Raw genomic sequence first — 25,262 nt, 5'->3', positions numbered from 1 at the left:
TGACGCATGCGCTTGGTCCTCATGTCAGCTTATCGGCGCCTGATCCGGATTCTTTAGGGCGACCGCGGCCTGCAGCGTGCCGCGGCCCAGGATGTCCAGGATCTTGTCCGCGTAGGCGGGATCGGTGGCATAGCCGGCCGCCTGCAGGCCCCTCAGGTAGCCTTCCGCATCGGGCACCCGCGCCAGGGCCTCCCGGTAGCGGGGGTTGCCGGTGATGAACGACACGTAGTCGTCGAAGCTCTGTCCGGGGTGCTCATAGGCGCGAAAGGCCGCGCGCTGGCGCTCAGGTACCCCGCCCACGTATTCCAGGGTCTGCACATGGGCCCGGGGGCCGTCCCAGCGGCTGTCGGCCTTGATGCCGAACAGGTTGAAGCTGTTGCTGCCGTCGGCGTTGGGGATCATGTGCCGGCCCCAGCCGGTCTCCAGGGCCGACTGGGCCAGCAGCACCTCGGGGGCCACGCCCAGGGCCTGTCCGGCCCGCTCGGCATGGGGCCAGAGATCCCGGATGAAGGCCTCGGGGGATTCAGGACGCCAGTCGCGGGGCAGGTCCGAGAAGGCCTCAACGGCAGCGGGCGCCGCGGCCGGTGCCGGCGCCTGGACCCTGGACTGCGGCCAGGGATTCTCCGGACGCTGGTAGACAGGCAGGCGGTGGACCGGCATGGCCAGTTCCCCATCACTGCCGCGCGCCGCCGGTGCCTCCGGATTGAGCTGACGCAGCAGGGATTCCCGCAGGCCGATACCCTCGCCCTTGGACATCTCCAGGGCGATCTGCTGGTCGAACATGCCCTGGTAGAACTTAACCTGCTCGCCATCCATGCCGCTGTCCACGGGCATGGCATCACGCATGCTTTTCAGCATCATCTGGATGAACAGCGCCTCGAACTGCCGCGCGGCCGCCTCCGCCGCCTCCGGGCTCTCCTCCCGCGCCAGGCGGCGCAGGTCGGAGAAACCCTGGAAGTCGGTGTAGGTGTAGGCCTTGGAGAGGTCGGTGTTCATCCGTTAGGGCGATTCAACATTCAAGATTCAAAATTCAAAGTTCAAGATTCAAAGTAAAACCTAGATGACGATCAGCTGGGCGCGCAGGGCGCCGGCTTGGCGCAGGGCCTCGAGGATCGCCACCAGGTCGCCGGGGGCGGCGCCCACCTGGTTCACGGCGCGCACGATCTCGTCCAGGGTCACGCCGGGGCCGAACAGGAACATGGGATTGATCTGCTCGGCGACCTCGATGTCGGTACGGGGCGTCACCACGGTCTCGCCTGGGGCGAGAGGCGCCGGTTGAGCCACATCGAAGGCCTCGGTGATGGTCACGGTGAGACTGCCGTGGGTCACCGCGGCGGGCAGCACCTGCACGTTGCTGCCGATCACCACAGTGCCGGTGCGGGAGTTGATGATCACCTTGGCCGGTGGCGCGCCGGGGCGCACGGTGAGGTTCTCCAGCATGGAGACGAAGGCCACCCGCTGACCCGGATCGATGGGAGCACTGACACGCACGGTGGAACCATCAATGGGCCGAGCGGTGCCGGGGCCCATGGTGTCGTTGATCACGTCAGAGAGCCGATTGGCGGTGGTGAAATCGGGCTGATGCAGGTTGAGCTTGATGCTGTCGCCCTGGGCGAAGGCGGTGGGCACCTCGCGCTCCACGGACGCGCCGTTGGGGATGCGGCCCACGCTCGGCACGTTCACGCTGATGCGTGAACCGTCGCGGCCCTCGGCGCCGAAGCCGCCCACCACCAGGTTGCCCTGGGCGATGGCATAGGTCTGGCCGTCGGCGCCCTTGAGCGGGGTCATGAGCAGGCTGCCGCCGCGCAGACTGGAGGCGTTGCCGATGGAGGAGACGGTCACGTCGATCATCTGGCCCGGCTTGGCAAACGGCGGCAGGTCGGCATGGATCATCACCGCCGCGACGTTGCGCAACTGCGGGTTCACGTTGGGCGGCACGGTGACACCCAGCTGGCCCAGCATGTTCTTCAGGGACTGCACGGTGAACGGCGCCTGGGTGGTCTGGTCACCGGTGCCGTCCAGGCCCACCACCAGGCCGTAGCCCACCAGCTGGTTGCTACGCACCCCGGCCACCGAGGCCAGATCCTTGACCCGCTCGTAGGCCTTGGCCGGCGCGGTGAACTGCGGTGCGATCACCAGGGCCAGGCACAGGGCCATCAGCCAGCCGGAACGCAGTGCCTTTTCAAGTGACTTGATCATGCTTGCAGGCTCCTCAGAACGGCCACACGGGACTGTTGAAGAAGCGGGTCAGCCAGCCGGGGGAATTGCTGTCGGCCAGGGTGCCGCTGCCGCCATAGGCCACCTGGGCATTGGCGATCTGGGTGGAGAGGATGGTGTTGTCGGCACGCACGTCCACGGGGCGCACGATGCCGCGCAAGCGGATGAACTCCTGGCCCTGGTTGATGCGGATCCACTTCTCCCCCTGCACCACCAGGTTTCCGTTGGGCAGGACCTCGGCCACCATCACGGTGATGGAGCCGTCCAGCTGATTGCTCTGGGCGCTGTCGCCCGAGCCGTCGAAGGAACGGGAACCCTCGATGCTGGTGCTCAGTTCGGGGATCGTGCGATTGAGCACGGTGGGGGTCGGCATGTTGACGCTGGATTCCTTGCTGGTGCTGGTGTTCGCGGACTTGCGCGCCTGGGTGCGTTCGGCCAGCCGGACCGTGAGGATGTCGCCCACACGGCGGGCCTTGTAGTCCTCGAACAGGCCGGTGCCATAGCTGGCCTGGAAGATGGCGCCGTTGTTGTATTCCGCCGGCACGGGCATAGGCGGGCTGACCGCGGCGAATTCCGGGCTGTCGCCGGGCTTCACGCCGTTGACGCTGGCGCAGCCGCCCAGCACCAGGCCGGCCAGCAGCACCAGGGAGACGGAACGCATCGACTTGAGGCTCAGGCTGTTCATGGCGTGTTATCGACCCAGGTTGTTGTTCACGTACTGGAGCATCTGGTCAGCGGTGGAGATGGCCTTGGAATTCATCTCGTAGGCCCGCTGGGTCTCGATCATGTTCACCAGCTCCTCCACGGTGTTCACGTTGGAGCTTTCCAGGAAGCCCTGCAGCAGGCGGCCACGGCCATCCAGGCCCGGGTTGCCCGCCTGGGGCGCGCCGCTCGCCGCGGTCTCGATGAACAGGTTCTGGCCGATGGGCTGCAGGCCCGCCGGGTTGATGAAGTCCGCCAGCTGCAGGTTGCCCACCACGATGGGCGCCACGTTGCCGGCCACCGTGGCGCTGACGGTGCCGTCCTCTGCCACGGTCACACTCAACGCACCCTCGGGGATGACGATGCCCGGATCCACGTCGTAGCCGCCGGAGGTGACCAGCTGGCCGTCGCTGTTCAGCTGGAAGCTGCCGTCACGGGTGTAGGCGATGTTGCCGTCGGGCATCAGCACCTGGAAAAAGCCGCGCCCCTCGATGGCCATGTCCAGGGCGTTCTCGGTCTGCATGACGTTGCCCTGGGTGAACATCTTCTCCGTGGCCACGGTGCGCACGCCGGTGCCGAGCATCAGCCCGGAAGGCAGCTCCGTGTCCTGGGCGGCCTGGGCACCCGCCTGACGCACCGTCTGGTAGATCAGGTCCTGGAACACCGCGCGGCCCTTCTTGAAGCCGGTGGTGTTGACGTTGGCCAGATTGTTGGAGATCACGGACATGCGCGTCTGCTGCGCGTCCAGTCCGGTCTTGGCGATCCACAGGGCCTTGTTCATGGCGTTACCTCAATGGTGTTCTTCAAGTCAGACGCAACAGGGATGCGGAGGCCGCGTCGTTGTCCTCGGCGGTCTTCATCATCTTCACCTGCATCTCGAAGTGGCGTGCCAGGTCGATCATGTTGACCATGGCCTCCACGGTGTTCACGTTGCTGGATTCCAGCATGCCCCGCACCAGGGTCACGGCCGCATCGGGCGGCTGTTCCAGGCCCAGCTGGTGGCGGATCAGGCCGTCCTCGCCGCGCACCAGCTCATCGGGATTGGGGTTGACCAGCTTGATGCGATCCACCTCCGCAAGCACGTTGGCGCCCTGCCCCAGGGGCCGGATGCTGATGGTGCCGTCGCTGCCGATCTCGAAGGTCTCGAAGGGCGGCACGGCGATGGGACCGCCCTCGCCCAGTACCGGTAGGCCGGTGCCCGTGGTGAGCAGGCCCACCGAGTCCACGCGCAGGTCACCGGCGCGGGTGTAGGCCTCGGTGCCATCCGGCGCCTGGACCGCGATCCAGCCGTTGCCCTGCACCGCCACGTCCAGGTCACGCCCCGTGGCCTGCAATGGACCGGGGCTCAGATCCACCTTCATGTCCTGGGTCAGCGCATAGGTACGCGTGCCGTGACCGGGACCCACCACCCGCTTGCTGGTGAACACGTCCAGGGACGCCTTGAACCCGGTGGTATTGGCATTGGCCAGGTTCTGGGTGTTGCGTGCCTGGGTGAGCGCCGTTTCCTTGGCGCCGGACATGGCGACGTAGAGCATGCGGTCCATCTGCGATTACCTCAGTCAGCCCACGCGTTAGCGGATGTTGATGATGGTCTGGGTCACCGCGTCGGCGGTGGTGATCACCTGGGCGTTGGCCTGGAAGTTGCGCTGCGCGGTGATCAGCTTCACCAACTGCTCGGCGATGTCCACGTTGGAACTCTCCAGGCCACCGGCCTGGATCAGGCCGAAGTTGCCGGTGTCCGCCTCGCCCAGGATCACGTCGCCGGCGGCGAAGGACTCACCCCAGGCGTTGTCGCCCAGCTGCTGCAGACCCTGGGGGTTGGCGAAGTTGGCCAGGGCCACGCGGCCCAGGGCCTGGGACTGGCCGTTGGTGAAGCGTGCGAACACCACACCCGTGGGATCAATGTCGATGCTGTTCAGACGGCCGGTGGTGAATCCGTTCTGACTCAGGCTGGTGACACTGAAGGCACCGCCATACTGGGTGGCATTGGCCAGATCAAAGTCGATATTGAGATCAGCGGCGCCATTGGTCAGGGCATAGGTGCCGAAATTCAGAGGCGTCGTGGTTGTTGCCGTATTGAGCGTGCCATCGCTGTTGAATTCCAGCGGCAGTGGCCCACCGGCCAGATTGCCATCGATGGCCAGATAACTGTCCCATTGCAGCGTGTCGGTATTGCGGAAATACAGCGATGCGGTGTGCGCCTGGCCCAGCGTGTCGTAGACGGTGAGCGAGGTCGAATAATGAAAGCTGCTGGGATCCGCCACATCAAAAACGATCGCCGGATCGATGGGCTCTACGACGGAACTCAGATTCAGACGCACGTTCACATCGGTGGTCGCACTGGGTGGCGCCTCGGACAGGGACAGTTGCAAATCAGCCAGGGAACCCGTGTTGAACTGGGTGCCTTCGGCATTCTGCGGCGTGTAGACCTGCAGGCGCTGGCCCTGGGTATTGACCACGTAACCCTCGCGATTGACCTGGAAGGCCCCGGCGCGGCTATAGACCTGGGTGCCGCTGTCATTGAGCACGAAAAAGCCCTGGCCGTTCATGGCCAGGTCCAGGTTGTTGCCCGTGAACTCGATGTTGCCCTGGCTGAATTGCTGGGTCACGGCAGCCAGGCGCACGCCTGTGCCGATGGCCGTCTGGCTGATACCGCCGTAGGACAGGGCGAACACATCGGCGAACTCGGCGCGGGACTGCTTGAAGCCCGTGGTGCCGGAGTTGGCGATGTTGTTGCCCGTGACACGCAGATCCGCGGAGGCCGCGTTCAAACCACTCAATGCAGTACGAAATGGCATGGTCTGTCTCCTGTGAACTCGACGCCCGGCCTCAGCCGATCTGTCTCACCTTGTTGAAATTCACTTCACCCATCCCCTCCACCTGGAGAAGCAGGGCACCGTTGTTGTTGCCCAGGCTCACGCTCTCGACCCGAGCAGAGAGATACATGTCCAGGGCCTCGCTGCCGCGTCCATCGCTGGCTAGACCGGCAAACTCGTAGATACCCGGGCCCAGCAGTGCACCGGTCTCGTCCCGGCCATCCCAGTGAAACTCCCGCAGTCCGGCCTCCTGGATACCCATGGGGATACGCCGCACCAGCTGGCCGGCCTGGTTGTAGACACCGATGACCACCTCGGCCGAGGCCGGCACCTGCACCGCCCCGCGCATGCCCTCGGCCGGATCCATGACGATCATGTCTCCCGGGACGGTGACATGACGGTCCACCAGGGCCGCGGCCTGCAGGGCCTGACCCGAGGCGATGCTCTGGCTGAAGCGGTTGAAGGATTTCTGCAGGTCCTCGATGCCGGAGACCGTACCGAACTGGGCCAGCTGGCCCAGGAACTCGCCGCTCTCCATGGGCTTGAAGGGATCCTGGTTCTCCAGCTGGGTGATCATGAGCCTGAGAAAGTCACTCTGGCCCAGACGATCGTCGCCCTTCTTGTTGGCGGTCTCGTGGGTGGTGAGTCCCAGCTTGTTCATGATGTCGGCGCTGATGGCGCTGGCGCTGTTCATGGAAGGCCTCCTGTTACGACTGACCCAGCTGCAGGGTGCGCAGCAGGAGCTGTTTGGTGGTGTTCATCACTTCCACGTTGTTCTGGTAGGAACGGGACGCGGAGATCATGTTGGCCATCTCCTCCACCACGCTGACGTTGGGCTTGAAGATGTAGCCCTGCTCGTTGGCCAGCGGATGGTTGGGGGCATATTCGGCCAGCGGCTCGGCCTGGCTTTCCAGCACCCCGGCCACGCGCACCGGCGTCGCCGAGCCGCTCTGTCCGGCCGCCTGCAGCACCGTGGCGAACACCGGATGCTTGGCCCGGTAGGCACCCTCCGGGGTCTGACTGGCCACCTGGGCGTTGGCCATGTTGCTGGCGATGGCGTTGAGGCGCACGGACTGGGCGCTGAGCGCCGAGCCGGAGACATCAAAGATCTTGAACAGGTTGCTCATGGGCTATCACTCCCCCTTGAGCGCGGTGCGCAGACCGCGGAATCGGCTGTTGAGGAAATCAAGACTCGCCTGGTACTGCACGGCGTTCTCCGAGAACGCCGCCTGCTCCAGCTGTGCGTCCACGGTGTTGCCATCCAGGGAGGGCTGGTTGGGTATGCGGTAGAGCGGCTCGCCGCCTATGCCGCCGCCCTGCACGGGCAGATGGCTGGCGTGGGTGCGCATCAGTCCCACGCCCCCGCCCTGGGCCTGGCTCAGGGCGGCACGGAAGTCGATGTCCCGCGCCTTGTAGTTGGGGGTATCGGCATTGGCCAGGTTGGAGGCCAGGAGTTCCAGGCGCCGGGAGCGCAATTGCAGCGCATCGGCGTGGATACCCAGGGCCTTGTCGAAGGACAGTGACATGCCTGCTTCACCTCGTGAGTCTTGTCTGCACGAAAGCAATGCAACAGGCATGCCATGATTTAATCTGTCTTTATTTCAATGAGTTATTGAATAGACGGCGGGATGTGACGATTTGATGGCGGCAACAATCCGCCACGGCAGCGGGGCTCAGGCCTGGAAGGACGGGATTTTGACGCCCGGATCCGGGCATCCCGAATCAGCGTTTGCGGTACACCACGCCGGGGTTGCAGCGCACCATCTCGAAGGCGTCGGAGTAATTGGCCATGGACTCCGAGGCCCCCAGGAACAGGTAGCCGCCGGGGTTGAGGATCTGGGCGATGCGCTTGAGGATGTCGCGCTTGGATTCCGCCGAGAAATAGATCAACACATTGCGGCAGAACACCACGTCGAACTTGCCCAGCAGGGTATAGCTGTCCAGCAGATTGAACTCCCGGAAGCTCGCCCGGGCACGGATCTCCGGGCGCACCTGCCAGCGGTTGCCCTGCTGCACGAAGAAGCGATCACGGCGCTCCTGGGACAGGCCCCGGCCCATGGACAGACTGTCAAAGGTGGCCTCGCGGGCTTCCCGCACAATGGCCGTGGAGATGTCGGTACCCACGATCTGCACGTTCTTGAGCACCCCGGGGCGGGCCTGCTGAAACTCGCTCACGATCATGCTGATGGAGTAGGCCTCCTGGCCGCTGGAGCAGGCCGCCGACCAGATCTTCACCGGGTTCACGCCCTTCTTGCCCAGCTCCGGGAAGATGGTGTCCTTGAGGATGTCAAAGGGGAAGACGTCGCGAAACCAGTAGGTCTCGTTGGTGGTCATGGCCTCGATGACCCGCTCACGCAGCCCGGGCCGGGATCCGGTCTTGAGCAGGCGCAACAGCTCGCTCACCGAGCCCACGGAAAACTCGCCCATCAGCCGCGACAGTCGGCTGGTCACCAGGTAATGCTTGTTTTCGCCGAGCACCAGGCCACAGCTCTTTTCCAGGAACAGACGGAAGTCCTCGTAGTCCTGGGGCTGGATGGCGGTTGATGGCAAGGGGTTGGCTCTCCTGGTTAGGGCCGGGTTGCGGATACTTGCAGTATACCGGTCACGGGCCGGTCATGGGCACACTTGCCGGGGCGGCAAGATCTTGCCGCCCCGGCAATTGACGGGGGTACATCTCGGCCGCCACGGTGCCTCAGGAATCGGCGCTGCCCTTGATGTGTTCAAGCACGGCAGCGGCCAGTTCATCGGGATTGAACTTGGGTAGAAACCGGTTGGCCCCGGCGCGCTCGACCATGGCGCCATTGAAAGAGCCGCTCAGGGAGGAATGCAGGACCACGTGCAGCCTGGCCAGCTCCGGTACCTTGCGCAGTTCGGCGGTCAGGGTGTAGCCATCCATCTCCGGCATCTCGATATCGGAGATGAGCATCGAGATCTGATCGTCGATGGAGCCGGTCACGGCGGTCAGTTCCTTGAGGGTATCCAGGGCCTCGCGGCCGTCCTTGACGATGATGCTCTCCACCCCGATCTCGTCCAGGGAACGCTTGATCTGCTTGCGAGCCACCGAGGAATCATCGGCCACCAGTACCCGGCGCACACGCCCGGAGGCCTCCTGGCCGGCCTGGGCGATCTCGGCGGAGACGCCCTTGGCGGGTCCGGTGACCAGTTCGAGCACCTTCTCCACGTCGACGATCTCCACCAGCTTGTTGTCCACGTTGGTGACCGCGGTCAGGTAGCTGCCCTTTTCCGTGCCCTTGGGGGGCGGCCGGATGGCATCCCAGTTGAGATTGACGATGCGGTCCACCGCGGACACCAGGAAGCCCTGCACCGTGCGGTTGAACTCGGTCATGATGACGAAGGTGCCCTCGGTCTTGGGCAGCGGGGCCTTGCCGATGGCCTTGGCCATGTCGATCAGCGGTACCGTGCTGCCCCGGATGTGGGCGATGCCCGCCACCACCGGGTGGGAGTCCGGCATGCGCTTGAGGGGCGGACAGGGAATGACCTCGCGGACCTTGAAGACATTGATGCCGAACAGCTGCTTGTCACCCAGGTGAAACATGAGCAGTTCGAGGCGGTTCTGCCCCACCAGCTGGGTACGACGGTTGACTTCATCAAGCACACCGGTCATGGAACTCTCCCGAGGTTGGCGCAAGGGTGCGGCGCTTTTCTTGTCCATTATGGACAACTCTATCGGCCTTGCGCAGATTTCCTTGAGCGGGACCATGGCATGCCTCTTGCAAGTTCACTGCCATGATGCGCTATACCGTCAACAACTCGACACTCAGTGACCGGCCAGGGCCAGGACCCACGGGCGGACCTCGCTCAAAGACACGCAGGGTCTCGGCCGCCGGCGTGTTGCTGTGCCTCACGGCGTGGCTGATCAGTACACCCGCGCTGGCCCACGAACCCCACGAACGCATCCTAGACACCGCCACCCGCTACATGGCTGAGCAGGCCCGCGCGGCCCACGGTGAGGCCTTCGAGGTCACGGTCTCGCCGGGCCGCCTCGATCCCCGCCTGCGCCTGCGCGCCTGCGAGCAGGGCCTGGAACCCTTCACCTCCCCGGGTGCCCGCCTGGCGGGCAACAGCACCGTGGGCATCCGCTGCCTGGGCCCGGTGACCTGGTCCCTGTACGTCCCCGTGCATGTGGCGGTCCATGGCGAGGTGGTGGTCCTGGGCCATCCCCTGCCCCGGGGCATGCAGCTGGAAGCCCACCATCTGCGCCTGGAACGCCATGACGTCGGCGCCCTGCCTGGCGGCTACCTCAACGACCTGGAACTGGCCCGGGACATGGTCTTGCGCCGTGCCCTGCCCGCCGGTACCGTGCTCACGCCCCAGATGGTAGAGCCCCCCCGGCTGGTGCGCCGGGGTCAGCGGGTCACCCTGCTGGCCGAAGGCAGCGCCGTGAACGTGCGGGTGGAGGGCGAGGCCCTGGCCGACGGCAGCCGGGGCGAACGGGTCCAGGTGCGCAACCTCTCCTCCCGTCGGGTGGTCGAAGGGGTCGTGCTCTCCCACGGTGTCGTGGGTGTTAGAATGTGACCCAATACCGTAATCCAGGCCTCAAGAATCCCCTGTTGCTGCCGATAATGTGTTCAACAGGGAACAGCCCCAGGGCCAGAGGATTCAACAATGTCCATTGATATCAAAAACTTGAGTCAGACACAGGCCCGCGCCACCGGCGATGGCCGCGCCGTGTCCGACAGCCGCGGCTCCCGCGGTGGTGAGGCCGGGGGCAGCACCTCCTCGCGCAGCAACGACGACCAGGTAACCCTGACCGACACCGCCCGTCGGCTCAGCGACCTGACCCAGACCGCCAGCGCCCAGCCCGCCGTGGACAGCCAGCGGGTGGCCGAGATCCGCCAGGCCATCGCCGACGGCAGCTACCAGGTGAACGCCGAGCGGGTGGCCGACAAGCTCATGCAGACCGAGGACCTTCTCTGACGCCATGCACGCCAGCGCCCAGAGACTCGACACACTGCTCAACCAGGCCGTCCGCGAGGCCTGCCTGCTGGAATCCGCCCTGGAACGTGAGAGCAATGCCCTGGCAGAGCGCGATCTTCAGGCCCTGAACCAGGCGGTGGCCGAGAAGCAGCAACTGGTCGTGTCCCTGGAACGCCTCACCCGCGAGCAGACCCAGCTGATGCGTACCGCCGGCTTCGACGCCGACGCCGCCGGCATGGCCGCCTGCCTGCGCGCCTGGGACGAACAAGGTCTCATGTCACCCCTCTGGGACCGTCTGCAGACGGTCATGGGCCGCTGCAAGCGGCTCAACCAGATCAACGGCGGCGTGGTGGAAACCCAGCGCCAGCAGGTGGACCAGGCGATCCACATCCTGCGCGGCGAAGATCCCCGCACGGAACTCTACGGCCCCTCCGGCCATACCGTCACCGGCGACGCCTCCCGGCACATCTCCAAGGCCTGACAAGCGGTCCATCAACGGACCGGCCTTCCGTGTTACATTGGCCCCGGGCTGGCAGCGCGACACCTCGCATCTGCCGTAACAACCAAGACAAACAACAGAGGCGGCCCCAGCGCAGGGCTCCCGATCCAGCATGAACGAAACCCCGGCAGTGCCGCCCTCCCCCGAGGTTGAGGGCAGCCTCAACGAGCAGATCAGCCACCGGCGGCGCATCCTCGCGGTGCTCGATGCCATGAAGGACGCGCGTGCCCTGCTGAGCGCGCGCATCGAGAACCAGCGCGGTTACTTCAACACCACCCTGCTCAAGATCGACGCCGAGAAGGGCTACGTCTTCCTGGACGAACTGGCGCCGGCCGACGGCCATGAAAAGATCGCCGTGGGACAGACCCTGCACCTGTACGGCTTCTACAACAACCTCCCCGCCCACTTCGCCGTCGAGGTAATCCACGTGGGCGAGCACGAAGGCATCGCCTTCTATGCGGGCCCACTGCCCAAGCTCATCCACTATCAGCAGAAACGCGCCCATTTCCGCGCCTACGTGGGGCTGGGCAAGGAACTGAAGGTGCGTCTGCGCAAGGGCGACGGAGCCCAGATCAGCGGACGTCTGCAGGACATCTCCCTGGGCGGCTTCGGGGCCCTGATGCCCGCCGACAGCATCTTCGAGGATCTCGAGATCGTCGAGGTGGAAGCCCTGGAGCTGCCGGAACACCACGCCATCGCCTGCACCGCCGAGATCCGTCACAGCCACCCGACCCAGGGTCGGCTGCACATCGGCGCACGCTTCACCCAGCTCGCACCCCAGGCCGAGCGGCAACTGCTGCAGGCAATCGTCGAACTGGAACGGGAACAGCTGCGCAAGCAGTCCCGGGACTGAAAACCATCATGGGCCTGATCCAGCCATCCGGGACACACGCAGGCTCATGCGTGCCGCCGCCGCTCTGGGCCTGCCCACCGCGTGCCCCGCCCGGTGCTCGGGCGCTGTAAGACCGACTCCCTGGCAACAGGGCATAGCCGCCAGCCGAAGCACCTACGGCATAACTTTCATTCCCGGCAGATGCAGTGTGAAGGTGGTGTAGCCGCCCTCGCAGACCGCGTCGATGCGTCCGCCATGGGCCTCGACGATGGAGCGGGTGATGGCCAGACCCAGGCCCGCGCCCTCGCCCTGCCCGGCGCGCTCGTCGTCGATCCTGTGGAAACGCTCGAACAGCCTGGGAATGCGCTCCGCGGGGATGGCGGGGCCCGGGTTGCACACCGCCAGGCGCGCCTCCTGGTCCGTCTCCTCGATGCGAATCTCCACCACGCCGCCGGGCGCCGTGTGGCGCAGGGCATTGGAGAGCAGATTGGACACCGCGCGTCGCAGCATGAGCCGGTCGCCCCTGACCCGCGCCTGCCCCGCCACGCGCAGGTCCACGCCCCGCTCCTCCGCCAGGGCCTCGTAGAACTCCAGCAGCGCCTGCGCCTCCTCGGCCAGTTCCACCGGCTCCGCGACCCGGGGCAGACGACCCTCATCCGCCTTGGCCAGGAACAGCATGTCGCCGATCATGCGTGACATGCGCTCGAACTCCTCCAGGTTCGAGTGCAGCACCTCACGATAGGCCTCCGCGCTGCGCGTCCGGGACAGGGCCACCTCGGTCTCGGTCATGAGATTGGACACCGGGGTGCGCAGCTCATGGGCGATGTCCGCGGAGTAATCGGACAGGCGCTGGAAGGCCGCCTCCAGGCGGTCCAGCATGCCGTTGAAGGCCTCGGCCAGTTCGCGCACCTCCGCCGGCGCATCGCCGGCGGGGATGCGCTCGCCGAGCTGCTCGGCGGACAGGCGCCGGGCGGTGGTCGTGACCCGGGCCAGGGGTGCGAGGCCCTGGCGCGCCGCCAGCCAGCCCAGCAAGGCGGCCAGGGCCGCCGCCAGGGTCACCCCGAGCCACAGACTCAGGCGCACCTGGTTCAGGAAATGCTCGTGGTGGCTGATGTCCAGGGCCACTGCGGCATGCACCGACAGGGGGTCCGCGAGGGGCAGCTGGAAGGCCCCCTCGCGGCCGATGTAGCGCCGTCCCTCGCGGGTCCAGCCCTGTCCCGCCACGGGGGCCGCGCCGGTCAACTGGGCCGGTTCGAAGGCGGAGAGGTTCGCACCGAAGATCACCACCCCCTCGTGGTCACGCAGCAGCACGGCGATGTTGTCGTGTCCGGCCAGGGCATCGCGCAGCCGCTGCGGCAGGCTGTCCAGGGCGGCCTCGCTGTCGGTGCGGGCCACCAGCTGGCCGATCACCGTGAGCTTGGCGGTGAGGTCGTGCTCGTCCAGTTCGTCGAAGTGGCGATCCACCGCGTGGCTCAGCAGCATTCCCAGCGACAGCAGCAGCACGGCGGCCACCAGGGCAAACAACAGCGCCAGGCGGGTGGTGAGGGACAGGCGGCGACGGGCGCTCCCGAGGCCAAGATCGCTCACTATCTTATGGCTCACGGTGCCTCCGGCGCCTCGAGCACGTAGCCCATGCCGCGCACCGTGCGGATCAGCTTGGGCTCGAAGGGCTCATCCACCTTGGCGCGCAGGCGACGCACCGCCACCTCGATCACGTTGGTGTCGCTGTCGAAGTTCATGTCCCAGACCTGGGAGGCGATCAGGGAGCGGGGCAGCACCTCCCCCTGGCGACGCACCAGCAGTTCCAGCAGGGCGAACTCCTTGGCGGTCAGATCGATGCGCGTGCCGCCCCGGGTGACCCGGCGGCGCAGCAGGTCGATCTCCAGATCGGCGGCCCTTAGGGTCTCCGGTTCCTTGCTCTTGCCCCGGCGCAGCAGGCTGCGCACCCGGGCCAGCAGTTCCGAGAAGGCGAAGGGTTTGACCAGGTAGTCGTCGGCCCCCAGCTCCAGGCCACGCACGCGGTCCTCCACCGCGTCCCGGGCGGTGAGGAACAGCACCGGCATCTCCCGGCCCGACAGGCGCACCGCCTGCAGCAGGGCCCAGCCGTCCATGCGCGGCAGCATCACGTCCAGGATCAGCAGGTCGTAGTCCCCGGTGGTGGCCAGGTGCAGGCCGTCCAGGCCATCCCGGGCAAGATCCACCACGAACCCCGCCTCGCTCAGACCCTGGCGCAGGTATTCGCCGGTCTTGGGTTCGTCCTCCACGATGAGAATCTTCACGCTGTCGTTCCGCATGTATGTGACCTGAACGCCATTCTGCCACCGGGCACAGCCCCTCCGGGCAAAGATTACGCAGATGTAATTCAAGGGTCAGGTTGTTGACCATTTTTCTCGGGCATGATGCCGTCCGTGACGCCCCCGGAGATGCGGGGATCTGCACACAACCACCCCGTCAACCATTCAAGGAGTCAGGCATGTCCTTCAGGCACTCGATCAGGTTCATCGGCGCATTCGGCATCACCCTCCTCCTGTTCACCACCTCCCCTGTCTGGGCACACGCGCAGCAGGAAGGCATGTATCCGGAGCACGCCTCCACCATCGAGGGCTCCCCCGAGAAGATCGCCGTGTGGTTTGACCACGCCATGCGCCTCACCCTGTTCGAGGTCACCGGCCCCCAAGGGCGTGTGGAGCTGCAATCCCGTCCGGGACGCGAGACAGTCACTCGTTTCGAGACCGCCCCGGCCGGCCCCCTCGTCCCGGGCGAGTACACGGTGAAGTGGCGCGGCCTGGCCGAGGACGGCCATGTCATGTTCGATGAGTTCTATTTTACGGTGCGCTGATGACCCTGCCCGCGCTCATCGCAGGCCTGGAACCCTGGACCCTGATCATGGTACTGGTGGCCGCCGGTTTCTATACCAGCAGCCTGCTGGCGGTCGGGACCGCCTTGTTCAAGCTCGGCTTCCTCGACCTGCCGGCCCGCCAGATCGCGGCCCTGAACCGCATCGCCCTGGTGTCCCTGTGGACCGCCATCACCCTGGCGCTGCTGCAGTGGCCGCTGCAGGCCGGCTTCCTGGGCGGCGGCACCCTCGATGCCGCCCTGGACCCCATGCTGCTCGGGATTGTGTTCGACAGCGCCCAGGGCAACCGCACCCTGCTGGCGGTGGCCGGACTGCTGCTGCTTCACGCCCTGCTGCTGCGGCGTCGCGCCTGGCAGTACCTGGCCCTGCCGGGCGGCGTGCTGGTGCTGCTCGCCTTCGTGCAGGTGGGACACACCCAGCAGGAACCCCGCTGGCTGCTGGGTGGCCTGCTGCTGGTCCATCTGGCCACCGCCAGCTTCTGGATCGGCGCGCTGATCCCCCTCTACCGGGTGGCCGGAAACCCGGCCTACGAGGCACAACCCACGGGCCTGCTCACCCGCTTCGGCCGACTGGCGACCACAGCGGTGGCCCTGCTGCTGCTGGCCGGCGTGACCATGGCCTGGCTGCTGGCGGGCGGGCTCTTCCCCCTGTTCACCACCGCCTACGGGCAGATCCTGCTGGCCAAGATCGCCCTGGTGATCCTGCTGCTCGGCCTGGCGGCCCTGAACAAGCTGCGCCTGGTGCCGGCCTATGAGCGGGGTGACGTACGTGCCCCCGGGCGTCTGCGCCGCAGCATCCTGCTGGAGGGGCTGCTGGTGTCGGGGGTGTTTCTGTTGACCGCGCTGCTGACCACCACCAGCTCGCCCGGCGGCTGATGCTGACAGATTTGTCATCCCTCTATCAGCCGCAGGTCAGGAATGGCGAGGCATGATCACCACGGGTCGAGCGGTCAGGAACCGCAGGCCCCCGGACGATCAACGCAGGATCGATCGGTTTACACAAGCATGAGGAGGCACAGACCGATGCGAACACGCACGCTCCACCTGCTGCTGGCGGCGGGACTGTTCCCTGCCCTGGCGGCAGCCACGCCGGCGGCCTACGACCCCGCTGCGCCGGTGCCGCCGCCCGCCTACAGCGCCCTGCCCGCGACCCTGCCCGGGGCGACCATGGGCGAGGAGGACTGGCGTCAGAGCAATGACACCGTGGGCGCCTTTACCCGTGGGCACATGGACGTGCTGCGCTGGGAAGCGGACAACCTGCCCGCCGCCGAACCGGTCTCCCCGCCGTCGGGCGAGCCCCTCACCCCCGCCGAGGCGCTGCGCATGGCCCTGGGCAAGCGCCCGGACCTGTTCGCCACCGAGACCATGGGCGCCCTGGAGCGGGCCGAGGCGGACATCGCCGTGATCGAGTTCTCCCGCGAGGTGCACCGGGCCTGGATCCAGGCCGTGGCTGCCGAGCAGGGCCTGCGCCGCACCGAGCAGGCCTTCGAGGCCACCGACCTGAGCAACGAACTGGCGGTGCGCATGACCCGGGTGGGCAACTGGGGCCAGGACCGGCTGCTGAAGCAGCAACTGGCCCTGTCCGACGCGGCCATCCAGCTGGCGCAGGCCCGCCAGGCCGCCGCCAGCGCCCGGGAGGCCCTGATCCGCAAGCTGGGTCTGTGGGGCGATGCCACCGCACTGCACCTGCCGGACACCCTGCCGGCGCTGCCGGACAGCCCCCTTGAGGCCGACGCCCTGGAGGCCCTGGCCCTTGAAAGACACCCGCGACTGGCCCTGGCGGTCAGGGACGCCGAGTGGGCCCGGCGCGGGCTGTCCGCCGCCAGCCTGGAGACCTGGCAGGCGGCGGCCCGGGAGGCCCTGTCCGTGACGCTGCCCGAGGACACCGACAGCGACGACCCCATGGGACAGCTCATCACCCGTGCCCCGGTGCTGGAACAGCGGCGCCTGCCCGCCCGCCACGAGACCGGTGAGGCACTGCGCGCCCGGGCCGAGGCCCATGCCCTGGCCGTGCGCATCCGCTCCCAGGTGCGCGAGGCCTACCACCAGTACCGGGTGGCCTACGACATCGCCCGCCTGGCCGGGGAGAACGCGCGCCTGAGCGAAGCGATCCAGGAGGAGACCCTGCTGCGGTACAACGGCATGCTCAAGAGCACCTGGGACCTGCTGGCCAGCGCCCGGGACCGGGTGGAACGCAGCGACGCCGCCCTGCAGGCCCTGCGCGACTTCTGGCTGGCCCACGCCAACCTGCAGGCCGTGCTCGCCGGTGCGGACTACGCCGGAGCGGACGGCTCCAGCCTCGGCGCGGCATCCAATTCCAAGGCAGCAGGAGGTCACTGAGCCATGAATCGACGCGAATTTCTCGCCAGCGCCGCCTTCGGCGCGGTGTCCGCCACCGCCGTGAGCAAGGTGGCCCTGGCCGCCCTGCCCGAGCCCATGATCGTCACCTCCCCGGAGACGGCGCCGCCCCGCATGCCGGACACCGGTCGCCCCTACAACCCGGTGGTCACCCTCAACGGCTGGACCGCCCCCTGGCGCATGAATCAGGGCGTCAAGGAATTCCACCTGGTGGCCGAGCCGGTGGAGCGGGAGATCGCCCCGGGCATGATCGCGCGCCTGTGGGGCTACAACGGCCAGAGCCCCGGCCCCACCATCGAGGTGGTGGAAGGCGACCGGGTGCGCCTGTTCGTCACCAACCGCCTGCCCGAGCCCACCACCATACACTGGCACGGCCAGCGCCTGCCCAACGGCATGGACGGCGTGGCGGGGCTCAACCAGAAGCACATCCCGGTGGGCAAGACCTTCGTCTACGAATTCGTCGCGCGCCGCCCCGGCACCTTCATGTACCACCCCCACTTCGACGAGATGGTGCAGATGGCCATGGGCATGATGGGCTTCTGGGTCACCCACCCGCGCAATCGCCACCCGGCGATCAGCGAGGTGGATCGGGACTTCTGCTTCCTGCTCAACGCCTACGACATCGATCCCGGCAGCGTCACGCCCAAGATCAACGAGATGCTCGACTTCAACCTGTGGACCTTCAACAGCCGCGCCTTCCCGGGCATCGACTCCATGAACGTGCGCCTCGGTGACCGGGTGCGCATCCGCATGGGCAACCTGACCATGACCAACCACCCCATCCACATCCATGGCCACGAGTTCGAGGTCACCGGCACCGACGGCGGCCCGGTCCCACCCGGCGCCCGCTGGCCCGAGGTCACCACGGACATCGCCGTGGGCCAGATGCGCCAGGTGGAATTCATCGCCGACTCCGAGGGCGACTGGGCCTTCCACTGCCACAAGAGCCACCACGCCATGAACCCCATGGGCCACGACGTGCCGACCATGATCGGCGTCGACCACCGCGGCCTGGTGGGGCGCATCCAGAACCTGGTGCCCGACTACATGCTCATGGGCGAGCGGGGCATGGGCGACATGAAGGACATGACCATGATGCTGCCCGAGGAGACCCTGCCCATGATGGCCGGCCACGGCCCCCACGGCCCCATCGGCATGGGCGGCATGTTCACCAGCTTCAAGGTGCGCCGCGACCAGAAGCCGGGTGACTACTCCGACCCCGGCTGGTACGAACAGCCCCCGGGCACCCAGGCCTACGAGTGGACCGGCGAACTGCCCGAGCCCGCGCGCTTCGCCTCGGAACGGCTCAACCGCGGCGAGGTGCCGGACCTCAACCGCACCGCCCTGGAACTGCAGGTACGCAGGCCCACGGGCGGCGGGCACAACCATTGATCCAGACACACCCCGCCGGACCACCGGCACACGATACGGAGAAAAACAGGATGAAAACCCTGCTGAAGATGACGACCACCGCCTTGATGTTCGGCCTGATGGCCCTGGGCCCTGCCCAGGCAGGCAACCACGGTCATGCCCACACACACGATCACGGCCCTGCCGAGCCCGCAGCCGCCTCCGGTGAACTGCCCCAGGTTGAGGCCGAGGTGCGCCGGGTGAACACCCGCGCCAACACCGTCTCCCTGCGCCACGGCGAGGTCCCCAACCTGGACATGCCGCCCATGACCATGACCTTCAAGGTCAGCGACCCCGCCCTGCTGGAAGGCCTGAAAGCCGGCGACAAGGTGAACGTGACCATTGACCGGGTGGACGGTGACTACACCGTGATGAGCGTGGAGCCTGGGCAATAAGGCGGGGGCCGTACACGGCAAAGGGCCCCCGATACTGCCGGGGGCCCCTTTTGTTTATGTATGGCGGAGAGGGTGGGATTATTCGGCGCTATCGCGCCTCACCCTCCGGGCCGTCGCCGCTGGGCGGCAACGTTCGGGCTACGCTGCGCTTCGCCCGTCGAACCCTCGTGTCCATGTTCGTGGGTTCGAATCCAGCTTGCTCACAATACAAAAGCAAAGGGCCCCCGATACTGCCGGGGGCCCTTTGCTTTTGTATGGCGGAGAGGGTGGGATTCGAACCCACGAACGGGTTACCCCGTCTCCGGTTTTCAAGACCGGTGCAATCAACCGCTCTGCCACCTCTCCCAAGGCGCGTATGTTACCTGCCCACCACCAAAACCCACAACAATCAGCCGGTTGAGGAACCAGGTTTTGAACCCGCCGCTCTAATCGGGTACTTTACCCACACCACTGGAAACCACCAGCAACGGAGAACGACCCATGCAGACCGAAAGACTGTCCACGGCACGTGCCCAGAGCACTACCCTGGCCACCAACAAGGTCATTCGCAATACCTACATGCTGCTGTCCATGACGCTCGCCTTCAGCGCGGTCATGGCGTTCGTGGCCATGGCCACCGGGGCACGTCCCATCAACTGGATCCTGATGATCGCCGTGTTCATCGGCGGTCCGTTCCTGATCCACGCGGTGCGCAACAGCATCTGGAGCCTGCCCCTGACCTTCGTGTTCACCGGCTTCATGGGCTACGTGCTCGGACCCATCGTCACCCTGTATCTCAGCCAGCCCAACGGCTCGGAGATCGTCATGGGTGCCCTGGCCACGACCGCCGTCACCTTCGTCGGCCTGTCCGCCTACGCCCTGACCACCCGCAAGGACTTCAGCTTCCTGGGCGGCTTCGTGTTCGTAGGCTTCCTGGTGGTGCTGGCCGCCATCGTGGCCAACCTGTTTCTGGGCATACCGGCCCTGTCCCTGGCCATCTCCGCCGCGGCGGTGCTGGTGGTCTCCGCCGCAATCCTGTTCGACACCAGCCGCATGGTGCACGACGGCGAGGCCAACTACGTGATGATGACGGTGTCCCTGTACGCCAACATCTACGTGCTGTTCCTGCACCTGCTGAACCTGTTCCATGCCTTCAGCGGTGACAACTGAGCCCCGGCTCGGTCGGTAGTAGAATACGAAGGGCCCCGCCTTGGCGGGGCCCTTCTGCATTGAAGGACTGAAAATCATGATCCAACACGGCGTCCTGCTGGACCTGGAAACCATGGACCGCGACGATCTCGACCTCGCGGCCCTGCGCACAGCCCTGCCCCACTGGGACATCCACCCCTACACCGCGACCGACGAGGTCCCGGCGCGTATCGCCCGGGCGCAGGTGGTGGTCACCAACAAGGTGGTGATCAACCGGGCCGCCATGGACGCGGCCCCGGCACTTAGGCTCATTTGCGTGGCCGCCACGGGTACCAACAACGTGGACCTGGAGGCGGCACGGGAGCGCAGCATCACGGTGTGCAATGTGCGCGACTACGGCACTGCCTCGGTGGTGCAACACGTGTTCACCCTGATCCTGGCCCTGACCACGCGCCTTGGGGACTACCAGCGTGACGTGGCCCGGGGCCTGTGGCAGGACAGCCGCCAGTTCTGTCTCCTGGACCACCCCATCCGTGAACTCGCCGGCCTCACCCTGGGCATCGTCGGCTACGGCGTGCTCGGCCAGGCCGTGGCGCGCACCGCCGAGTGTTTCGGCCTCAGGGTGATCGTGGCGGACAGCCTGGTGTCCCCGGGCAACGATCCGGACCGCCTGCCTTTGGAACGCGTGCTGGCCGAATCGGACATCCTGACCCTGCACTGCCCGCTCACGAACCAGACCCGGCACCTGATCGACGCCCGGGCCCTGGCCGCCATGAAACCCGACGCCCTGCTCATCAACGCCGCCCGGGGCGCGGTGGTGGACAACGCCGCCCTGGCCGACGCCCTGCGCCGGGGTGTCATCGGCGGCGCCGGCATCGACGTGCTGGACCAGGAACCACCCCCCGCCGATCATCCCCTGCTGGCGCCGGACATCCCCAACCTGATCGTCACGCCCCACATCGCCTGGGCCGCCCGGGAGGCGCGCCAGCGGGTCATCGACCAGGTGACCGACAACATCCAGGCCTATCTGGCGGGCGCGCCCCGTCGCACGGTCTGAGGGAGCCCTGCCATGAGCGATGCACTGGAAGCACGGGTGGTGGAACTGGAGATCCGTCTGGCCCACCAGGAGGATCTCCTGCAGAGCCTCAACCAGACCATGATTGAACAACAGCAGCGCATCGACAGCCTGCAGCTGCAGATGGAGGGACTGCGGCAACGGCTGGCGGCCGTGATCGAGAACCCGCTCATGGATCCGAACCAGGAACCGCCGCCGCCCCATTATTGAGGCCGCCTGCAGCCACACGCAGACCATGTCAGATACCCGTATCAGCATCCGTTACGCATCCGAGGACCTACGGGAACGGGCCGATGCCCTGGCTGCTGAGCTGAACCTGTCTCTGGCCGGTGAACCGGCCGGCACACCCTTGGTGCTGATCCTCGACGGCCATGGCCTGAGCCTCGCGCTCACCGCTTCCGACGCACCCGGCCCCATCCAGGTGGATTTCGTGACCGGGCGCCTGGGCTATCGCCAGGCCCGCATCAACCTGCGCAGCGAGCCCCTGGCACGGGCGGTGGGCATCAAGGGCAGCGAGCGGCCCAGCGTAGTGGACGCCACCGCCGGGCTGGGCCGTGACGGCTTCGTACTCGCCAGTCTCGGCTGTCAGGTGACCCTGCTGGAACGGGAACCCGTGATCGCGGCCCTGCTGGCCGACGGTCTGGAACGGGCCGCCCGGGACGCGGACCTGGCGCAGACCATCGCGCGCATGCACCTGGTCACTGGCAACGCCCGGGACTGGCTCTCGGCGCTGGACGAGGCCTCGCGGCCCGAGGTGGTCTACCTGGACCCCATGTACCCCCACCGGGACAAGAGCGCCCTGGTGAAGAAGGAGATGCGCGTGTTCCGTGCCCTGGTGGGCGATGACCAGGACGCCCCCGAGACCCTGGAGGCCGCCCTCGCCGTGGCGAAACGCCGGGTGGTAGTCAAGCGCCCTGCCCGCGCCGAACCCCTCGGCGCCCGCAAACCCAGCCACCAGATCCCCGGCAAGACCACCCGCTTCGATGTTTACCTGACGGGATGAGCCGCGGTTCTTGGCGTGAAAAGACTCAACGCAAAGGCGCAAAGACGCAGAGGACGCAAAAAGGCTTTTTGACGAAAAAACCTTTGCGATCTTTGCGTCTTTGCGCCTTTGCGTTGAAAGCCTTTAATCACTCACCCAAGACAATACGCGCACCCTCCACCCGATAGGCGGGGATTTCCAGGTTGCGGCGGGCGGGCTGGCCGTCGTAGACGCGCCCGGCGAAGTCGTAGCGGGAGCCCCGGCAGCGGTCGGTGAAGCCACCGCCCCAGCCCGCCTCGTCGGCGGCCTCGGGGCTGACCAGGTCCAGGGGGCAGGAAAGGTCCGTGCCCTGTCCGTAGGCGATGAAGTAACCCGGCACCAGGGTGCGCTCGGGGTTGCGGGCCGCCCGGGGCTGGACGCTCAGGCGGGAATCGGGGTCATAGAGCCGGTCCTCGTGGGCCGCGTCCGCCGCGTCCATGGCGGGGCTGCGGCGCAGCACCAGCACCTCCCTGCCGGCCCAGTCCACACGCTGCATTTCACCGGGGGCCAGCGCGCTCAGGTCCACGCCCAGGGCAAGGCGGTTATCGGTTTCCGGGTTGCTGAAGAAACCCCGGATCATCGCCTGAGCCACGAACAGCACCAGCCCTAGGACCATGAGCTTGAGGATCACACGGTAATAGAGGCGTCTGACTGGAAGCGCTTGCATGAAGAAACTCCGATTCATCTCACCGGGAACATGTTCCGGAACGCCCCTGGCACGTAGAATACCGGCCTGACCCAGCAGACACGCGAACGGTATCAACCATGACAGACCGCAGTTCCAAGACCTACGTGGGCATCCACAACGACCTGCACGGCGGCATGACCGCCATCGGCACCATCATCAAGGACGCCTGGGTCTTCGGCCTGATCGCCGAGGACGAGACCTGCGAGGGCTGGAAGCTGGCTGATATCCAGATGCTCTACGACAAGGTCAATATCGCCTGGGAACCCTACGGCCACCTGGTGAGCCGCCTGCCGCCGGAACTGCGGGAGAAGCACACCCGCATCTACGATGCCGCCATCGCCCGCGCCCAGGAGGCTGGCTGGGTACCTGGACAGGACATGGACAGCGATATGGAATGAAGGCGCTAGAGGCAAGAGGCAAGAGGCAAGTTGAAACCGTTTTTTCTTGCCTCTTGCCTCTTGTATCTTGTCTCTGCGATCTCCTTCAGTCCCTGAAGTTGTTGTATTGCAGCGGCAGGCCGACATCGGCCTGACGTAACAGGGCGATGACCGCCTGCAGATCGTCGCGCTTCTTGCCGGTGACGCGCACCTTGTCGCCCTGGATGGCGGCCTGCACCTTGAGCTTGGCCTCCTTGATGAGCTTGACGATCTTGCGGGCGGTGTCGGTGTCGATGCCGGCCAGCACCTTCACGGTGCGCCGGGCCTTGCCGCCGCCCTCCTCCAGCTTTCCGGGTTCGAGGCAACCCACGTCGATGCCGCGCTTGGCGATCTTCTGCACCAGGATGTCCATCACCTGTTCCACCTGAAACTCCGCGTCGCCGAACAGGGTCAGCTCCATCTCGTTCAGCTCGATGGCCGCGGCGGTGCCCTTGAAGTCGTAGCGCGTGTCGATCTCCCGCTGGGTCTGATCCACGGCGTTGCGCAATTCCTGCATGTCCACCTCGGACACCACGTCGAATGAGGGCATGGCCTTTCTCCACTGGTTAATGCGATGGGGCCCATTATAATCGGGCGCTCCACAGACGGAACTTGTCATGCAACGACTGTTCATCACCACCGGCGCGGCCCTCATGGCCCTGGCCGTGATCCTGGGCGCCTTCGGTGCCCATGGACTGCGCGACACCCTGGAGCCCGCGCGTCTGGCTGCCTGGCACACGGCGGTGCGGTACCAGGCCTGGCACGCCCTGGGTCTGCTGCTGCTCGGCGCCCTGTACGCGCACTTGCCGGAGCGCGGTGCGCGCGCGGCAGGTCTGTTCATGCTGGCCGGAATCCTGCTGTTCTCCGGCAGCCTCTACTTGCTGATGCTCACGGGCATGCGCTGGCTGGGCCCCATCACCCCCGTCGGCGGCACCGCCTTCATCCTTGCCTGGCTCATCCTCGCCTGGAGCGCCTGGAAGGGCTTCAAGCACCCCTGAACCCACGACTCAAGAGACTATCCCATGGCCGACATCTCCTTCTCCCTGCACGCGGAACAGACCCTGGAATCCCTGCTCGAGCGCATGAGTGCATTCGATGCCCTGGCGGACCTGGACATGGACATTATCGACGGTGTGTTGACCGTGGAGTTCGAGGACGGCGGCAAGGTGATCCTCAACCGTCAGGAGGCCGCCAACCAGATCTGGCTCGCCTCGCCGGAGGGCCCCGCCCACTTTAGCTACGATGCCGACAGGGACGACTGGCTCAACGACCGCACGGGAGAAAGCCTCACCGACACCCTGAACCGGGTACTGAGCGCGTGCTGTGGTGAGACGATCAGGCTCTGAATCGAGTCTGAAAATCCAACGCGAAGGCGCAAAGACGCAGAGGACGCAAAAAAGCCTTTTTAAAAAAGCCTTTGCGATCTTTGCGTCTTTGCGCCTTCGCGTTGAAAGCTTTTAAGGCTTTTCCTGCTCATTCTCACGCGGCGCACGAAGCCGCGTTTCCAGGGCCAGCATGACCGCTTGGGGGCGTTCGGATTTCAGAGCCTCGTCCAGCAACTGCCAGGTCTCGGCAAAACCCTCCCGCTCGCGCAGCTTCATGCGCGCCAGACCGATCGAAAGGCTCCTGAACTGCCGGAAGAAGAGATAACTGAAGGTGGCCACGATCAGTCCGGCCCAGGTCTGATCCTGGAACCAGAGATACACCGCCAGGCCGTAGCCGATGAAGGTCAGAATGAAGATGGCTGCCGAGAAGTGGTGCACGGTCGCCACCACCTGCTCCAGCCGCTCGCGGTGTTCGTCGATCTGTTGCTGGGTGAACATGACAGGCCCGGAGGTTAACGTGAGGCGGGCATTATAACCCCGTCGATTAAATTCAAAATTCAAGATTCAAAATTTAAAGGGGCCAGAC

At 66.2% G+C, this 25,262-nt stretch carries 32 protein-coding genes and 1 tRNA gene; 16 read left to right on the top strand and 17 right to left on the bottom strand.

Annotated features, from left to right (window positions below; genetic code table 11):
* Positions 1-24: 24 nt before the first annotated feature.
* From flgJ to D580_RS0104130, 11 genes are all read right to left on the bottom strand, one after another.
* Entirely contained in the window at positions 25-996 is a 972-nt protein-coding gene (gene flgJ, locus D580_RS0104180) for a flagellar assembly peptidoglycan hydrolase FlgJ (protein WP_018953179.1), read from the bottom strand.
* Between the two features lie 60 nt (positions 997-1,056).
* Complete coding sequence (locus D580_RS0104175) at positions 1,057-2,157, bottom strand: flagellar basal body P-ring protein FlgI (protein ID WP_196799719.1); 1,101 nt, start codon at positions 2,155-2,157, stop codon at positions 1,057-1,059.
* 55 nt (positions 2,158-2,212) lie between these two features.
* Positions 2,213-2,902, bottom strand: coding sequence for a flagellar basal body L-ring protein FlgH (gene flgH / locus D580_RS0104170; RefSeq protein WP_018953177.1), 690 nt, complete (start codon positions 2,900-2,902; stop codon positions 2,213-2,215).
* A gap of 6 nt (positions 2,903-2,908) precedes the next feature.
* Complete coding sequence (gene flgG, locus D580_RS0104165; protein WP_018953176.1) at positions 2,909-3,700, bottom strand: flagellar basal-body rod protein FlgG; 792 nt, start codon at positions 3,698-3,700, stop codon at positions 2,909-2,911.
* 22 nt (positions 3,701-3,722) lie between these two features.
* The gene (gene flgF / locus D580_RS0104160) at positions 3,723-4,463 is read right to left on the bottom strand and encodes a flagellar basal-body rod protein FlgF (protein ID WP_018953175.1); all 741 of its coding nucleotides are present in this window, start codon (positions 4,461-4,463) and stop codon (positions 3,723-3,725) included.
* A 27-nt stretch (positions 4,464-4,490) separates the two neighbouring features.
* Positions 4,491-5,717: a flagellar hook protein FlgE gene (flgE, locus tag D580_RS0104155; protein ID WP_026289695.1), complete on the bottom strand. Its 1,227-nt coding sequence runs from the start codon at positions 5,715-5,717 to the stop codon at positions 4,491-4,493.
* A gap of 31 nt (positions 5,718-5,748) precedes the next feature.
* Complete coding sequence (locus tag D580_RS0104150) at positions 5,749-6,429, bottom strand: flagellar hook assembly protein FlgD (RefSeq protein ID WP_018953173.1); 681 nt, start codon at positions 6,427-6,429, stop codon at positions 5,749-5,751.
* Positions 6,430-6,442: 13 nt separating this feature from the next.
* A complete protein-coding gene (gene flgC / locus D580_RS0104145; protein ID WP_018953172.1) occupies positions 6,443-6,862 on the bottom strand; it encodes a flagellar basal body rod protein FlgC in 420 nt (139 codons plus the stop codon).
* A 6-nt stretch (positions 6,863-6,868) separates the two neighbouring features.
* Positions 6,869-7,261: a flagellar basal body rod protein FlgB gene (flgB, locus tag D580_RS0104140; protein WP_018953171.1), complete on the bottom strand. Its 393-nt coding sequence runs from the start codon at positions 7,259-7,261 to the stop codon at positions 6,869-6,871.
* Between the two features lie 196 nt (positions 7,262-7,457).
* Complete coding sequence (locus D580_RS0104135) at positions 7,458-8,285, bottom strand: CheR family methyltransferase (RefSeq protein ID WP_018953170.1); 828 nt, start codon at positions 8,283-8,285, stop codon at positions 7,458-7,460.
* 142 nt (positions 8,286-8,427) lie between these two features.
* A complete protein-coding gene (locus D580_RS0104130) occupies positions 8,428-9,360 on the bottom strand; it encodes a chemotaxis protein (protein ID WP_018953169.1) in 933 nt (310 codons plus the stop codon).
* A gap of 224 nt (positions 9,361-9,584) precedes the next feature.
* Here D580_RS0104130 and flgA point away from each other — a divergent pair, with 224 nt between their 5' ends.
* The 4 genes from flgA to D580_RS0104105 all read left to right on the top strand — a co-directional run bounded on the left by flgA (position 9,585) and on the right by D580_RS0104105 (position 12,025).
* The gene (gene flgA / locus D580_RS0104120; protein WP_018953167.1) at positions 9,585-10,271 is read left to right on the top strand and encodes a flagellar basal body P-ring formation chaperone FlgA; all 687 of its coding nucleotides are present in this window, start codon (positions 9,585-9,587) and stop codon (positions 10,269-10,271) included.
* Positions 10,272-10,382: 111 nt separating this feature from the next.
* A complete protein-coding gene (gene flgM, locus D580_RS0104115; RefSeq protein WP_231363485.1) occupies positions 10,383-10,673 on the top strand; it encodes a flagellar biosynthesis anti-sigma factor FlgM in 291 nt (96 codons plus the stop codon).
* A 4-nt stretch (positions 10,674-10,677) separates the two neighbouring features.
* Positions 10,678-11,154 (top strand): flagella synthesis protein FlgN, encoded by a 477-nt coding sequence (locus D580_RS0104110; protein ID WP_012637781.1) that lies wholly within the window; start codon positions 10,678-10,680, stop codon positions 11,152-11,154.
* Between the two features lie 130 nt (positions 11,155-11,284).
* Complete coding sequence (locus tag D580_RS0104105) at positions 11,285-12,025, top strand: flagellar brake protein (protein ID WP_018953165.1); 741 nt, start codon at positions 11,285-11,287, stop codon at positions 12,023-12,025.
* A 153-nt stretch (positions 12,026-12,178) separates the two neighbouring features.
* Here the strand turns inward: D580_RS0104105 and D580_RS0104100 are convergent, their stop codons facing one another.
* Both D580_RS0104100 and D580_RS0104095 read right to left on the bottom strand, forming a co-directional pair.
* Positions 12,179-13,606 (bottom strand): heavy metal sensor histidine kinase, encoded by a 1,428-nt coding sequence (locus D580_RS0104100; protein ID WP_081617235.1) that lies wholly within the window; start codon positions 13,604-13,606, stop codon positions 12,179-12,181.
* Complete coding sequence (locus D580_RS0104095) at positions 13,603-14,283, bottom strand: heavy metal response regulator transcription factor (protein WP_026289692.1); 681 nt, start codon at positions 14,281-14,283, stop codon at positions 13,603-13,605. The genes D580_RS0104100 and D580_RS0104095 overlap by 4 nt, the downstream gene beginning before the upstream one ends.
* Before the next feature lie 194 nt (positions 14,284-14,477).
* On the opposite strand from D580_RS0104095, the gene D580_RS0104090 reads away from it, so the two are divergent.
* The 5 genes from D580_RS0104090 (at position 14,478) to D580_RS0104070 (ending at position 19,023) form a co-directional block, all read left to right on the top strand.
* Positions 14,478-14,843 carry a copper resistance CopC family protein gene (locus D580_RS0104090; RefSeq protein WP_018953162.1) on the top strand — a complete coding sequence of 122 codons (366 nt, stop codon included), beginning with the start codon at positions 14,478-14,480 and terminating at the stop codon, positions 14,841-14,843.
* Positions 14,843-15,736 carry a CopD family protein gene (locus D580_RS0104085; protein ID WP_018953161.1) on the top strand — a complete coding sequence of 298 codons (894 nt, stop codon included), beginning with the start codon at positions 14,843-14,845 and terminating at the stop codon, positions 15,734-15,736. The genes D580_RS0104090 and D580_RS0104085 overlap by 1 nt, the downstream gene beginning before the upstream one ends.
* Positions 15,737-15,883: 147 nt before the next feature.
* Positions 15,884-17,200, top strand: coding sequence for a TolC family protein (locus tag D580_RS0104080; protein WP_018953160.1), 1,317 nt, complete (start codon positions 15,884-15,886; stop codon positions 17,198-17,200).
* Positions 17,201-17,203: 3 nt separating this feature from the next.
* On the top strand, positions 17,204-18,610 hold the full coding sequence (locus tag D580_RS0104075) for a multicopper oxidase family protein (RefSeq protein WP_018953159.1): 1,407 nt from the start codon (positions 17,204-17,206) through the stop codon (positions 18,608-18,610).
* A gap of 50 nt (positions 18,611-18,660) precedes the next feature.
* Complete coding sequence (locus D580_RS0104070; protein WP_018953158.1) at positions 18,661-19,023, top strand: copper-binding protein; 363 nt, start codon at positions 18,661-18,663, stop codon at positions 19,021-19,023.
* A gap of 255 nt (positions 19,024-19,278) precedes the next feature.
* On the opposite strand, the gene D580_RS0104065 is transcribed toward D580_RS0104070, so the two are convergent.
* A tRNA-Ser gene (locus D580_RS0104065) sits at positions 19,279-19,368 on the bottom strand.
* Between the two features lie 135 nt (positions 19,369-19,503).
* Here D580_RS0104065 and D580_RS0104060 point away from each other — a divergent pair.
* From D580_RS0104060 to D580_RS0104045, 4 genes are all read left to right on the top strand, one after another.
* Complete coding sequence (locus tag D580_RS0104060) at positions 19,504-20,172, top strand: Bax inhibitor-1/YccA family protein (protein WP_018953157.1); 669 nt, start codon at positions 19,504-19,506, stop codon at positions 20,170-20,172.
* Positions 20,173-20,248: 76 nt separating this feature from the next.
* Entirely contained in the window at positions 20,249-21,208 is a 960-nt protein-coding gene (locus tag D580_RS0104055) for a 2-hydroxyacid dehydrogenase (RefSeq protein WP_018953156.1), read from the top strand.
* A 12-nt stretch (positions 21,209-21,220) separates the two neighbouring features.
* Entirely contained in the window at positions 21,221-21,436 is a 216-nt protein-coding gene (locus D580_RS0104050) for a SlyX family protein (protein ID WP_018953155.1), read from the top strand.
* A 25-nt stretch (positions 21,437-21,461) separates the two neighbouring features.
* Positions 21,462-22,229: a class I SAM-dependent methyltransferase gene (locus D580_RS0104045; protein ID WP_018953154.1), complete on the top strand. Its 768-nt coding sequence runs from the start codon at positions 21,462-21,464 to the stop codon at positions 22,227-22,229.
* A gap of 127 nt (positions 22,230-22,356) precedes the next feature.
* Here D580_RS0104045 and D580_RS0104040 read toward each other — a convergent pair whose 3' ends face one another.
* Positions 22,357-22,914 carry a hypothetical protein gene (locus D580_RS0104040; protein WP_026289690.1) on the bottom strand — a complete coding sequence of 186 codons (558 nt, stop codon included), beginning with the start codon at positions 22,912-22,914 and terminating at the stop codon, positions 22,357-22,359.
* 98 nt (positions 22,915-23,012) lie between these two features.
* On the opposite strand from D580_RS0104040, the gene D580_RS0104035 reads away from it, so the two are divergent.
* The gene (locus tag D580_RS0104035; RefSeq protein ID WP_018953152.1) at positions 23,013-23,333 is read left to right on the top strand and encodes a hypothetical protein; all 321 of its coding nucleotides are present in this window, start codon (positions 23,013-23,015) and stop codon (positions 23,331-23,333) included.
* An 85-nt stretch (positions 23,334-23,418) separates the two neighbouring features.
* Here D580_RS0104035 and D580_RS0104030 read toward each other — a convergent pair whose 3' ends face one another.
* Positions 23,419-23,901 (bottom strand): YajQ family cyclic di-GMP-binding protein, encoded by a 483-nt coding sequence (locus tag D580_RS0104030; protein ID WP_018953151.1) that lies wholly within the window; start codon positions 23,899-23,901, stop codon positions 23,419-23,421.
* 67 nt (positions 23,902-23,968) lie between these two features.
* Here D580_RS0104030 and D580_RS0104025 point away from each other — a divergent pair, with 67 nt between their 5' ends.
* Positions 23,969-24,349 carry a DUF423 domain-containing protein gene (locus D580_RS0104025; protein WP_018953150.1) on the top strand — a complete coding sequence of 127 codons (381 nt, stop codon included), beginning with the start codon at positions 23,969-23,971 and terminating at the stop codon, positions 24,347-24,349.
* Between the two features lie 24 nt (positions 24,350-24,373).
* Entirely contained in the window at positions 24,374-24,697 is a 324-nt protein-coding gene (gene cyaY, locus D580_RS0104020; protein WP_018953149.1) for an iron donor protein CyaY, read from the top strand.
* A 111-nt stretch (positions 24,698-24,808) separates the two neighbouring features.
* On the opposite strand, the gene D580_RS15155 is transcribed toward cyaY, so the two are convergent.
* On the bottom strand, positions 24,809-25,174 hold the full coding sequence (locus tag D580_RS15155; RefSeq protein ID WP_018953148.1) for a hypothetical protein: 366 nt from the start codon (positions 25,172-25,174) through the stop codon (positions 24,809-24,811).
* Positions 25,175-25,262 lie beyond the last annotated feature (88 nt).

Source organism: Thioalkalivibrio sulfidiphilus, from assembly GCF_000377945.1.
Taxonomy (GTDB): domain Bacteria; phylum Pseudomonadota; class Gammaproteobacteria; order Ectothiorhodospirales; family Ectothiorhodospiraceae; genus Thioalkalivibrio_A; species Thioalkalivibrio_A sulfidiphilus_A.
The sequence above is the reverse complement of the archived record's forward strand: the minus strand, read 5'-3'. Positions and strand labels throughout refer to the sequence as shown.